This is a genomic window from Pantoea sp. PNT03 (assembly GCF_014852515.1).
GTDB classification, from domain to species: domain Bacteria; phylum Pseudomonadota; class Gammaproteobacteria; order Enterobacterales; family Enterobacteriaceae; genus Pantoea; species Pantoea leporis.
On the sequence record NZ_JACVBT010000010.1, the window covers coordinates 1 to 10,930 of the forward strand.

Here is a 10,930-nt window from a genome sequence, read left to right on the forward strand (position 1 = left end):
TAAAGAGCGATGCGAACAACGGCTGAACCGTCTGTCGCGAGGTGGCGTATACTACGCTACTCTCCTTCGGAGTCAAACACTTTTTTCAGCGTTTTCATCCGGCGGGATGAATTTCTTCACTCCCTGCCAAGCCGTCTGCGTTGCCGCTTTGCCGTCTCAGTGGTGGCGCATTATAGGGATCCGAATTTTTTGCACAACCCCTTTTTTCGATCTTTTTAATCGACTGGCGAGTTTTCACTCTTTTCGCTGCGATCGCGAGCGATCCGCTCAAAAATCATCTTGTTTATCCGTCTTTTAAGCCGCAGGCTTGGGTTAAAACGTAAAAGGAGAAGATCATGTCTACAGCCCTACGACCTTATAAGAACCATTTCCCGCAACAAGGCGATCGCGTGATGATCGATAACAGCAGCGTGGTGGTGGGTGAAGTACAACTCGACGATGACGTTAGCATCTGGCCGCTGGTTGCGATTCGTGGTGACGTCAATAAAGTGGTGATAGGCAAAAGAAGCAATATTCAGGATGGCAGCGTACTGCACGTCACTCACAAGTCCAGCAGCAATCCGGAAGGTTATCCGCTGATTGTTGGCGAAGATGTCACGGTAGGGCATAAAGCGATGCTGCACGGCTGTACTATCGGCAATCGCGTACTGGTTGGAATGGGATCCATTCTGCTGGACGGCGTGATCGTTGAAGATGATGTGATGATTGGCGCTGGCAGTTTGGTGCCGCCAGGTAAACGACTGGAAAGTGGCTACCTATATTTAGGCAGCCCGGTTAAGCAGGTCCGCCCACTCAGTGAAGCGGAAATCGCCGGGCTGCTTTACTCATCCAATAACTATGTCGGTTGGAAGAATGAATATCTCTCTCAGGAAAGCCAATCTCATTCCTGATCGCCAATTTTATCCCTGCTGCATCGACTGCTTTAGTTTGGCTATCACTGGCGTGATCTCTGGCATCACGCCATGCCATAAATGGAAAGCGTGAGCGGCTTGCCCTACTAACATGCCAACACCATCCGCCAGCTGCTGCGCGCCCTGCTGCTGGCACCACAGTAAGAATGGCGTCAAACCTTGTTGATAAAACATGTCATAACAACGCGTTTGCGCATTAATTAGCGATGTGGCTAACGCCGGAACTTTGCCATCAACACCGCTCGAGGTCGCATTAATGATCAGATCAAATTGCTGATCCGCTAATTGCTCAAAGCTGGCCGCTTTGATATCCCCGCTATGCTGGAAAATCTCTGCCAGCTGCTCGGCGCGTGCCACGGTGCGATTCACTACCACCAGCGAACATCCGAATGAAAGCAGCGGCAGGATTACGCCACGCGCAGCACCACCGGCGCCCACCAGCAGAATTCGATCGCCTGGATGGATCATCTGCAGTCGTTCCAGATCGCTGAGCAAGCCGATGCCATCGGTGTTATCGCCGAAGATCTTGCCCTGCGCATCTTTCTTTAACGTATTAACCGCACCAGACAATGCCGCACGCTCGCTAAGCTCATCGGCAAATTCCCACGCCTGCTGTTTAAAAGGCAGCGTGACATTGGCACCTTTGCCGCCATGCGCAAAAAAATCGGCGATCGACTGAGGAAAACCCTCAAGTGGCGCGCACTCCTTGCCATATTGATGCTCAATGCCGGTTTGCTCAGCGAACAAGCTATGAATGAAAGGAGATTTGCTATGCGCAATCGGGTGACCAAATACGGCAAAATTTTCCATGCGTTAGCCCTGACGAATAAGTTCACCGCTAATAACGTCGCGGATTTCAGAAGGATTCAGTCGCCCACCCGTTTCAGCATGTAAGACCGTGAACTGAGGACCAAATTGCTTAGCAACCTCTTCCGCATTACGACAAGGCGGTTCGCCGGAAAGATTGGCGCTGGTCGAAACCAGAGGTTTACCAAAACCGCGACACAAAGCCTGTACGTCAGGATGATCGCTAACGCGAATGGCCAGTGAGTCAAAACGCCCCGTTAACCAACGCGGCGTATGTGGCGAAGCTGGCACTACATAGGTTACCGGGCCAGGCCAACTGGCAAACATACGCTCGCGCTGCAGCACAGAGAGTTCACGGTCGGCGATATAAGGTTCCAGCTGCGCGTAATCGGCTGCAATCAAAATGAGTCCCTTCTCGACTGGACGCTGCTTGAGCGCCAAAAGCGCCATTACGGCATTCTCGCTGTCGGGATCGCAGCCCAATCCAAATACGGCTTCGGTTGGATAGGCGATAACTTCCTGTTGCTGTAGCCTCTCAATGCAAAAATCGAGACTACCCGCTGAATACTGGCTTGGCTTCATGATGATGATGCGTCCTGGACAATGGGCTTACCGCAGCGTTTGCTGGCGCAGAAGCGCTTCATGCCTTGTGCGGTTTTCTTCTCTATTAATAAAGGGAACTGGCAATGCGGGCAGACGCCTTCAACCGGCGCTGCGTTAAGGACAAACTGGCAATCTGGATAGCGATCGCAAGAGTAGAAGGTTTTGCCATAGCGCGAGCGCCGCTGTACCAGTTTACCGCTCTGACATTGCGGACAGGCGATAGCTGTTTCATCAGGCTTGTCGATAGTTTCGGTGTAATCACATTCCGGGTAGTGACTGCAACCCACGAACATGCCAAATCGCCCCTGACGCAGAACTTTGTCTGCGCCACACTGGGGGCATGCATGGCCTTCCAGCACTTTAACGACGTGTCCATCTCCCTGACTTTTCAGCGGGCGAATGTAATCGCAGGTTGGATAATTTACACACCCCAGAAAAGGGCCGTGTTTGCCGGAACGTATGACTAATTCTGCCCCGCAAGCGGGGCAGGGATCGTGTTTAGGCACGGAAAATAGTGCTGATTTACTCATATTACCGGTTGCATCAATCGCAAATTATTAATGCAGCATACCTTCATTGACGTCGAATAACAGTTCTTCCATTTGCTGATAGGCGTTTTCACATCCTGGAATGTTAAACAGCACCATCAACACCACCCATTTGAGATCTTCAAGATCGAATTCGAGGGTATCAAGGGCCATTACACGTTCGATGACCATCTCGCGCGTTTCCATATTCAGCACCTGGACCTGTTCCAGGAACAAAATAAAACCGCGACATTCTGCATCTAAACGCTGGTTTTCCTCTTCGGTATAGATTCGCATTGAGAGCGGATCGTTTGCCATGAGTACTGGCGCAACCAAGCCTTCCTGATAATCCGCTAACCGCTCAAGCCAATTCAACGCATTGTAGATATCTTCACGATGAAAACCGGCATCGGTTAAATCATCGGTCAATTTATCCTGATCAACGCGCATTTCAGCTTCGTTGTGGATATACGTCTCAAACAAGTACATAAGTACGTCGAACATGGCATGCCCTCCTCAATCGGACATAGCCGCCGGGTACAGCTGCGATCCATCCTGCTAACTCCAGCTCCAGCAGGTGAGCTGCGATAACTGGCACAGGTTGGCCGGCACGTTCAGCGACGACGTCAACAGGTGTAACCTCATCACCTACGTTAGCCAACACAGTTGCAAATGGCAATGGCACATCGTCACTGTGTTGTGAATATATTGTTTCTGAACTGCTATCAGGCAACCATTGCAGCGTTGAATGTAAATCTTCAAGGATATTGTTAGGATGCGCCACCAGCAGCGCGCCTTGCTGGATAAGCCAGTGCGTTCCTTCACTGCCCGGATTGCCTAGCGCGCCGGGTAATGCATAAACGTTACGATTCTGTTCCAAAGCGTAGCGTGCGGTCACCAGCGAACCGCTTTTCAACGTGGCTTCAACCACCAGTACGCCAAGACTTAAACCACTAATGATGCGATTACGCCGCGGAAAGTTAACCGCATGCGGTGCCGTATCAAGGGGGAATTCCGAGATCAGTGCGCCACCGCCAGCGATGATCTCACGTGCTAACGCTTGATGACTTTTAGGGTAGATATGCTGCAGGCCGCTGCCTAATACTGCAACGGTTTTGCCCTGCACTTCTAACGCGGCCCGATGCGCCACGCCATCGATTCCGCGCGCAAGGCCGCTGGTGATGGTCAATCCACTTAGCGCTAATTGCTGCGTAAACCAGCTTCCCCATTGCTTACCATAATGCGTGCAGTGACGGCTGCCCACGACACCGAGTTGGGGCGTCTGCAAGATGTCCATATTTCCCGCGACATACAGCAATGAGGGACGTCGACTGATTTCCGCTAACGCCAAGGGATAATTTTCGTCGATACAGGTAACTACATGATGCTGTTCATCCTCCAGCCATAGATGTGTTCGTGCTAACTGGCGTGGACAAAGCTCTTTAAACTGTTGTCGCTGGGTTTCGTTTAATCCCTGATCCAGTAAAAGATCGTCATCAACCTGAGCATTATCCTGCAATGCCTCCGCTAAATGTCTGACAACTCCAGAGCTTAAGCCTTTCACATTTGCCAGCCTGAGCATCCATTCAATTCTCTCCATGCTGCACTCCCTGTCAGCCGCGCTATCATGCGGTGCAATGCTGTCAATCAGACATCAAAAAGTCTACAATATGAGGCAGTAATCTTTTCTTCAACGCATACAGATCTGGATATTTATGTCAGTTTTGCAGGTATTACATTTCCCTGATGATCGCCTTCGCAAAATCGCTGCGCCGGTGGCAACCGTAAACGCAGACGTGCAGCGTATTGTCGACGACATGTTTGAAACCATGTACGCCGAAGAAGGTATTGGCTTAGCGGCGACCCAAGTCGATATTCATCAGCGCATCATTGTTATTGATGTTTCTGAAAACCGTGACGAGCGTTTGGTGCTGATTAATCCGGAACTGCTGGAAAAAAGCGGTGAAACCGGTATTGAAGAAGGCTGCCTTTCTATTCCTGAGCAACGTGCTTTTGTGCCGCGCGCAGAGTGGGTCAAGGTGCGTGCGCAGGATCGTGACGGCAAGAGCTTTGAGCTGGAAACCGACGGTCTGCTGGCGATTTGCATCCAGCATGAAATCGATCATCTCGATGGCAAACTTTTCATTGATTATCTGTCGCCACTGAAACGTCAGCGTATCAAACAGAAACTGGAAAAATTGGCCCGCCTAAACGCACGCGAAGATTAAGTGCTCATTGAAGGTTAAACTGTGTCTGCACCGCTCAAAATTATCTTTGCCGGTACACCTGACTTTGCAGCGCGTCATTTAGACGCGCTACTTGCTTCTGAGCATCAGGTTGTTGGCGTCTTTACCCAGCCCGATCGTCCAGCCGGACGCGGCAATAAGCTTACGTCAAGCCCGGTCAAAGTCCTGGCACAGACGCACGATATTCCTGTATTTCAGCCGAAATCCCTGAAGCCTGAAGAGAACCAGCATCTGGTTGCCGATCTGCAGGCCGATATCATGGTGGTGGTCGCTTATGGCTTGATCCTGCCAAAAGCCGTGCTGGCGATGCCGCGCCTGGGTTGTATCAATGTGCATGGTTCGCTGCTGCCACGCTGGCGCGGTGCTGCACCCATCCAGCGCTCTCTCTGGGCCGGCGATACCGAAACCGGTGTCACCATTATGCAGATGGATGTTGGCCTCGATACCGGCGACATGCTGCATAAACTCTCCTGCCCGATTACGGCTGAAGACACCAGCGCATCGCTGTATGAGAAGCTGGCGCAACTCGGCCCGCAAGGCATGCTGTTAACGCTGGATCTGTTGGCAAGCGGTAATGCCAGGCCAGAAGTCCAGGATGAAGCGCTGGTCTCTTATGCCGAGAAACTGAGTAAAGAAGAAGCGCGTCTCAATTGGTCACTTTCAGCAGCGCAGTTGGAACGTTGTATTCGTGCCTTCAATCCATGGCCAATGAGCTATTTCATGATTGAAGAGCAACCGGTAAAAGTCTGGCAGGCAACGGTTTTGCCGCATCAGAACAAGCAACCCGGTGAAATCGTCCATGCTGATAAACAAGGCATTCAGATCGCAACGGCCGATGGTGTGCTGAATCTGGTATCGCTGCAACCTGCCGGTAAAAAAGCCATGTCCGCTCAGGACCTGCTCAATTCGCGCCGCGAATGGTTCGTACCTGGAACCGTTCTGGCCTGATCCTCCAAGCCCGGTTTGACCGGGCTTTTTGTTTGATGAAATAACATGAAAAAAGCTACCAACTTGCGCAGCCTGGCCGCGCAACTCATTGAACGCGTTGTGGACAAAGGCGAATCGCTGAGTGCCATTTTGCCGGGCGCGCAAAAGAACCTATCCGATAAAGATGGCGCGCTGCTGCAAGAACTCTGTTTTGGCGTGATGCGCACGCTGCCGCAGCTAGAAGCCTTAATCGGCAAACTGATGGAGCGCACCTTAACCGGTAAGCAGCGAGTGTTGCATTATCTGTTGATGGTTGGCCTCTATCAGCTGCTATATACCCGCGTGCCGGCCCATGCGGCACTGGCAGAAACCGTGGCGGGTGCTGAAGTGCTGAAGCGCACGGCTTTAAAAGGCCTGTTAAATGGCGTGTTGCGCCAGTTCCTGCGCCAGCAAGAAGCGCTGTTAGCCGAAGTCGATCAGGGCTCGCAACGTTACTGGCATCCAGGCTGGTTGCTGAAACGTCTGCAAGCGGCATGGCCAGAACAGTGGCAACAGATTGTTGAAGCTAACAATCAGCGACCGCCGATGTGGCTGCGAATCAATCGCCAGCATTACAGTCGCGATGCCTGGCTGGCGCTATTGCAGGCAGAAGAGAAAGTTGCTTTTCCTGGCGATGCACAAGATGCATTGCGACTGGAATCACCCGCTCCAGTCAGCCAGCTGCCGGGTTTCGATCAAGGTTGGGTGACGGTGCAGGATCTTTCTGCACAACGTTGCGCACTGCTGCTTGAGCCAAAAGATGGGGAAACTATTCTCGATCTCTGTGCTGCTCCGGGTGGTAAAACCACGCATATCCTCGAAATCGCGCCGCAGGCCAAAGTCTTAGCCGTCGATGTTGACCCGCAACGCCTGCTCCGTGTGCATGAGAACTTACAGCGCCTGGGCATGCAGGCCGAAGTGCGTCAGGGCGATGGTCGTACACCGGCAGAATGGTGTGGCGATATGCTGTTTGATCGTATCCTGCTCGATGCGCCCTGCTCTGCCACAGGCGTTATTCGCCGCCATCCAGACATCAAGTGGCTACGTCGCGATCGTGATATTCCTGAGCTGGCGAATCTACAGTGCGAAATACTTGAGGCCGTCTGGCCGCGTCTAAAATCTGGCGGCACGATGATATATGCCACCTGCTCAATATTGCCGGAAGAGAATCACAATCAAATCAGTGCCTTTTTGGCAGCGCACAGCGACGCCGTGGCCGAGAAGTTGCCACAGGGCCAGGATAATGGCTGGCAGGTTTTCCCGACCATCGATGGCGGCGACGGCTTCTTCTACGCTAAGCTGATGAAAAAATAGTGCTGCGCATACTGACAAGAGCATCTAAGCCATGAAAATCATTATCCTCGGCGCCGGCCAGGTCGGCGGAACCCTGGCAGAAAATCTGGTCGGGGAAAATAACGATATCACCGTCGTCGATAGCGATGCGACGCGTTTACGCGTATTGCAGGACAAATTTGATCTGCGCGTCGTGCATGGTCACGGATCACATCCGCGTATTTTGCGTGAAGCCGGTGCTGAAGATGCAGATATGCTGGTGGCGGTAACCAACTCCGATGAAACTAACATGGTGGCTTGTCAGATTGCGTATTCCCTTTTCAATACGCCCAATCGTATCGCGCGTATTCGCGCCGCTGAATACTTACGCGATGCTGAGAAGCTGTTTGTACCTGAAGCCGTACCAATTGATCATCTGATCTCTCCTGAGCAGTTGGTGATCGACAATATCTACCGCCTGATTCAGTATCCTGGCGCACTTCAGGTAGTGAATTTTGCCGAAGGCAAAGTGAGCCTCGCAGTGGTAAAAGCCTATTATGGCGGACCGCTGGTCGGGAATCCTTTGTCGATCATGCGTGAACATATGCCGCATATTGATACGCGAGTCGCGGCGATTTTTCGTCAGGATCGCCCCATTCGTCCCCAGGGTTCTACGATTGTGGAAGCCGGCGATGAAGTGTTCTTTATTGCCGCGAGCCAACATATCCGCGCGGTGATGAGTGAAATGCAGCGTCTGGAAAAACCGTATAAGCGCATCATGTTAGTTGGCGGCGGCAATATCGGCTTTGGATTGGCGCAGCGCCTGGAAAAACAGTACAGCGTGAAGTTGATTGAACGTAATCAACAGCGCGCGGCAGAACTGGCAGAACGCTTGCACGATACTATCGTGTTTTACGGTGATGCCTCGGATCAGGAATTGCTGGCCGAAGAGCATGTCGATCAGGTGGATCTCTTCATCGCGGTCACTAACGACGATGAAGCCAATATTATGTCGGCCATGCTGGCTAAGAAAATGGGCGCGAAAAAAGTAATGGTGCTGATCCAGCGACGCGCCTACGTCGATCTTGTTCAAGGCAGCGTGATCGATATTGCGATCTCGCCGCAACAAGCCACGATCTCGGCGCTGCTAAGTCACGTACGTAAAGCCGATATAGTGGGCGTGTCCTCATTGCGTCGCGGTATTGCAGAAGCAATCGAAGCGATCGCACACGGCGATGAAACCACCTCACGCGTGGTTGGGCGTTTAATAGAAGATATTAAGTTGCCGTCGGGAACCATTATCGGTGCTGTGGTGCGCGGTGATGAGGTGATCATCGCCAATGATAACGTGCGCGTCGAACAGGGCGATCACGTAATTATGTTCCTGACGGATAAGAAGTTTGTGCCCGATGTTGAGCGCCTGTTCCAGCCAAGTCCATTCTTCCTGTAAAAGCTGCGGGCGAAAGCCCGCCGTGAAAATTTCGCTTAATCCATTGTTCTAATGGCAATTGCACAAAGGTTTGTTAGACTTTAGCCATTGGCCAAGGCAAGGAGATAACAATGAGTTTATTCAAAGAGTTTCGTGATTTTGCAATGCGCGGGAACGTGGTTGATCTGGCGGTAGGTGTCATCATCGGTGCCGCTTTTGGTAAGATTGTTTCTTCACTGGTCGCCAATATCATCATGCCGCCACTTGGCTTGCTGATTGGTGGCGTCGATTTCAAACAGTTTAAATGGATATTAAAACCGGCAGAAGGTGATATTCCTGCTGTGGTAATGGAGTACGGTAACTTTATTCAGACCGTGTTCGATTTCGTTATTGTTGCCTTCGCGATATTCCTGGCAATTAAAGTAATGAACAAGCTGTATCAGAAAAAAGAAGTTGAGAAAGCGGCACCTAAGCCGACGAATGAAGAGTTACTGCTCACTGAAATCCGTGACCTGTTAAAACAACAAAATCACGATAAATTATAATAAAAAAGCCGCCCACGTAAGGCGGCTTTTTTGTCTTTAAAGAAGAAGGCCAGTGATAAACTTTTCTGCTTATCACTGGCCTCCCAGTTACGTCCTTTGCCATGTTTGTCTTTACGTTGATAGCTGCCCTTTCCTTTCTGATTCTTCTCAATGCGCTGCCTAAACAGTGGATCATGTAATAATGCTTCCAGTGCATTATCGTTGATTTTACCTTTTTGGTGCTGATAGCGAGTCATCTCGTCCTCCGGTTATTAACGGCGCAACTATATTCCTTCCAGCGCAAAATTCAATCCTTACTACAACAAATTTCCGGCTGCGGCTCCTCACCTCTCTCCAGAGCTTCAAGTATTGAACAGCAAGCGCTGCTATGTATGTCGCCGCAGCAGGTTTCAGCTAAACGATGCAATGAACGTTGAATCGTCTGTAGTTCGGCAATCATGCCATTCACTTCATCCAATCTTTTCGCCACAATGGCTTTGGATTCCTGGCAAGTATGATGTTCAGGATCGATGCGGATTGACAATAAACCACGGATTGACTCTAAGCTAAAGCCGAGTTGGCGACCATAACGAATAAAACGCAGCCGCTGTAAATCATCGTCGCTATAAAGACGAAAACCGCCCTCAGTGCGTACCTCATGATTCATCATCTGCTGTTTTTCATAAAAGCGGATGGTGTCTGGCGTCACATCCGCCATTTTTGCCAGTTGGCCAATCCGAAACATGCTATTTCTCCCGCTGCAAATGATGATGGATGTTATCGCTATACTCGCCGCGCAAAAATTCGGTACTGATTCCGGCTTGCTGGAGTTTTATTTCTAACAAAGCTAAGCGTTTCGACAGTTCTCGCGCCTTGCCATCGTCAGGATCCAGTTCGCGTAGCAGATCGTTTACCGCCAATGCTTCTCGACGCATTTCAAGTTCCGGAGGTAAGTAACCAGAATTTTTCAACAGCCGATATGCCGTGCGCAGTTCAACTGGCACTCCGCTGTCATCATCTAGCTGTAAAGGTGCACCTTCGCCCGGCAAATTACTCAGCTCGCCCTTTTCCTGAGCTTCACGTATGTGTTGCTCTACAAGTTGATCAATTAGCCACATAAGGGAGTTCCTGATAGGTGTATCAGCCATCAGCATAGCGAAAGGGGAGTAAATGGAAAGGAATTACGGACAATAAAAAACCCGCCGAAGCGGGTTTTTTACGATACTGCAAATTACTCTGCAGTAGCTTCTGCTTGAGCTTCTGGACGATCAACCAGCTCGATGTAAGCCATCGGAGCGTTGTCACCAGCACGGAAGCCACACTTCAAAATGCGAGTGTAACCACCGGCACGGCTCGCGAAACGCGGGCCCAGCTCGTTAAACAGTTTTGCCACGATCTCGTTATCACGAGTGCGGGCGAATGCCAGACGACGATTAGCTACGCTGTCGGTCTTGGCAAGAGTAATCAGCGGCTCAACTACGCGGCGCAGCTCTTTGGCTTTCGGCAGAGTCGTCTTAATGATCTCATGACGAACCAGAGAACCAGCCATGTTGCGGAACATAGCCTGACGATGGCTGCTGTTGCGGTTCAGTTGACGACCACTCTTACGATGGCGCATGACCTTATCCTTCTCAGTGAAACCTTA

At 51.0% G+C, this 10,930-nt stretch carries 14 protein-coding genes and 1 pseudogene; 6 read left to right on the forward strand and 9 right to left on the reverse strand.

What is annotated here, in order from left to right; all coding sequences use genetic code 11:
- The first annotated feature begins 335 nt into the window (after window positions 1-335).
- Complete coding sequence (locus tag IB226_RS22735; RefSeq protein WP_137386627.1) at window positions 336-890, forward strand: gamma carbonic anhydrase family protein; 555 nt, start codon at window positions 336-338, stop codon at window positions 888-890.
- A 9-nt stretch (window positions 891-899) separates the two neighbouring features.
- Here the strand turns inward: IB226_RS22735 and aroE are convergent, their stop codons facing one another.
- The 5 genes from aroE to dprA are packed head-to-tail and all read right to left on the reverse strand — an operon-like array spanning window position 900 to window position 4,448.
- Window positions 900-1,721: a shikimate dehydrogenase gene (gene aroE, locus IB226_RS22740; protein WP_192237059.1), complete on the reverse strand. Its 822-nt coding sequence runs from the start codon at window positions 1,719-1,721 to the stop codon at window positions 900-902.
- A 3-nt stretch (window positions 1,722-1,724) separates the two neighbouring features.
- A complete protein-coding gene (tsaC, locus tag IB226_RS22745) occupies window positions 1,725-2,300 on the reverse strand; it encodes an L-threonylcarbamoyladenylate synthase type 1 TsaC (protein WP_101762574.1) in 576 nt (191 codons plus the stop codon).
- On the reverse strand, window positions 2,297-2,851 hold the full coding sequence (locus tag IB226_RS22750) for a type I DNA topoisomerase (protein ID WP_101762573.1): 555 nt from the start codon (window positions 2,849-2,851) through the stop codon (window positions 2,297-2,299). The genes tsaC and IB226_RS22750 overlap by 4 nt, the downstream gene beginning before the upstream one ends.
- A 27-nt stretch (window positions 2,852-2,878) precedes the next feature.
- Entirely contained in the window at window positions 2,879-3,352 is a 474-nt protein-coding gene (smg, locus tag IB226_RS22755; protein ID WP_007891699.1) for a DUF494 family protein Smg, read from the reverse strand.
- Complete coding sequence (dprA, locus tag IB226_RS22760; RefSeq protein ID WP_192237060.1) at window positions 3,324-4,448, reverse strand: DNA-protecting protein DprA; 1,125 nt, start codon at window positions 4,446-4,448, stop codon at window positions 3,324-3,326. Before dprA ends, smg begins: the two co-directional genes overlap by 29 nt.
- Window positions 4,449-4,563: 115 nt before the next feature.
- On the opposite strand from dprA, the gene def reads away from it, so the two are divergent.
- The 5 genes from def (at window position 4,564) to mscL (ending at window position 9,306) form a co-directional block, all read left to right on the forward strand.
- Window positions 4,564-5,076 (forward strand): peptide deformylase, encoded by a 513-nt coding sequence (gene def, locus IB226_RS22765; protein WP_008104717.1) that lies wholly within the window; start codon window positions 4,564-4,566, stop codon window positions 5,074-5,076.
- Window positions 5,077-5,097: 21 nt separating this feature from the next.
- The gene (fmt, locus tag IB226_RS22770) at window positions 5,098-6,042 is read left to right on the forward strand and encodes a methionyl-tRNA formyltransferase (protein WP_192237061.1); all 945 of its coding nucleotides are present in this window, start codon (window positions 5,098-5,100) and stop codon (window positions 6,040-6,042) included.
- Between the two features lie 45 nt (window positions 6,043-6,087).
- Entirely contained in the window at window positions 6,088-7,374 is a 1,287-nt protein-coding gene (gene rsmB, locus IB226_RS22775) for a 16S rRNA (cytosine(967)-C(5))-methyltransferase RsmB (protein WP_192237062.1), read from the forward strand.
- Between the two features lie 31 nt (window positions 7,375-7,405).
- A complete protein-coding gene (gene trkA / locus IB226_RS22780) occupies window positions 7,406-8,782 on the forward strand; it encodes a Trk system potassium transporter TrkA (protein WP_192237063.1) in 1,377 nt (458 codons plus the stop codon).
- 110 nt (window positions 8,783-8,892) lie between these two features.
- Window positions 8,893-9,306: a large-conductance mechanosensitive channel protein MscL gene (gene mscL / locus IB226_RS22785; protein WP_007891693.1), complete on the forward strand. Its 414-nt coding sequence runs from the start codon at window positions 8,893-8,895 to the stop codon at window positions 9,304-9,306.
- A gap of 44 nt (window positions 9,307-9,350) precedes the next feature.
- Here mscL and IB226_RS22790 read toward each other — a convergent pair.
- The 4 genes and pseudogenes from IB226_RS22790 to rplQ all read right to left on the reverse strand — a co-directional run.
- Window positions 9,351-9,542: pseudogene (locus IB226_RS22790) on the reverse strand (alternative ribosome-rescue factor A); the annotation flags it as partial.
- A gap of 50 nt (window positions 9,543-9,592) precedes the next feature.
- The gene (gene zntR, locus IB226_RS22795; protein WP_192237064.1) at window positions 9,593-10,030 is read right to left on the reverse strand and encodes a Zn(2+)-responsive transcriptional regulator; all 438 of its coding nucleotides are present in this window, start codon (window positions 10,028-10,030) and stop codon (window positions 9,593-9,595) included.
- 1 nt (window position 10,031) lies between these two features.
- Window positions 10,032-10,403 carry a DUF1992 domain-containing protein gene (locus IB226_RS22800; RefSeq protein ID WP_101762567.1) on the reverse strand — a complete coding sequence of 124 codons (372 nt, stop codon included), beginning with the start codon at window positions 10,401-10,403 and terminating at the stop codon, window positions 10,032-10,034.
- A gap of 113 nt (window positions 10,404-10,516) precedes the next feature.
- Window positions 10,517-10,903, reverse strand: coding sequence for a 50S ribosomal protein L17 (gene rplQ / locus IB226_RS22805; RefSeq protein ID WP_008104728.1), 387 nt, complete (start codon window positions 10,901-10,903; stop codon window positions 10,517-10,519).
- Window positions 10,904-10,930: the final 27 nt, after the last annotated feature.

Bases quoted from the DNA above. Each gene is read 5' to 3' on its own strand.
- IB226_RS22735 (WP_137386627.1), top strand. From the start codon at position 336: ATGTCTACAGCCCTACGACCTTATAAGAACCATTTCCCGCAACAAGGC.
- aroE (WP_192237059.1), bottom strand. From the start codon at position 1,721: ATGGAAAATTTTGCCGTATTTGGTCACCCGATTGCGCATAGCAAATCT.
- tsaC (WP_101762574.1), bottom strand. From the start codon at position 2,300: ATGAAGCCAAGCCAGTATTCAGCGGGTAGTCTCGATTTTTGCATTGAG.
- IB226_RS22750 (WP_101762573.1), bottom strand. From the start codon at position 2,851: ATGAGTAAATCAGCACTATTTTCCGTGCCTAAACACGATCCCTGCCCC.
- smg (WP_007891699.1), bottom strand. From the start codon at position 3,352: ATGTTCGACGTACTTATGTACTTGTTTGAGACGTATATCCACAACGAA.
- dprA (WP_192237060.1), bottom strand. From the start codon at position 4,448: ATGGAGAGAATTGAATGGATGCTCAGGCTGGCAAATGTGAAAGGCTTA.
- def (WP_008104717.1), top strand. From the start codon at position 4,564: ATGTCAGTTTTGCAGGTATTACATTTCCCTGATGATCGCCTTCGCAAA.
- rsmB (WP_192237062.1), top strand. From the start codon at position 6,088: ATGAAAAAAGCTACCAACTTGCGCAGCCTGGCCGCGCAACTCATTGAA.
- trkA (WP_192237063.1), top strand. From the start codon at position 7,406: ATGAAAATCATTATCCTCGGCGCCGGCCAGGTCGGCGGAACCCTGGCA.
- mscL (WP_007891693.1), top strand. From the start codon at position 8,893: ATGAGTTTATTCAAAGAGTTTCGTGATTTTGCAATGCGCGGGAACGTG.
- zntR (WP_192237064.1), bottom strand. From the start codon at position 10,030: ATGTTTCGGATTGGCCAACTGGCAAAAATGGCGGATGTGACGCCAGAC.
- IB226_RS22800 (WP_101762567.1), bottom strand. From the start codon at position 10,403: ATGTGGCTAATTGATCAACTTGTAGAGCAACACATACGTGAAGCTCAG.
- rplQ (WP_008104728.1), bottom strand. From the start codon at position 10,903: ATGCGCCATCGTAAGAGTGGTCGTCAACTGAACCGCAACAGCAGCCAT.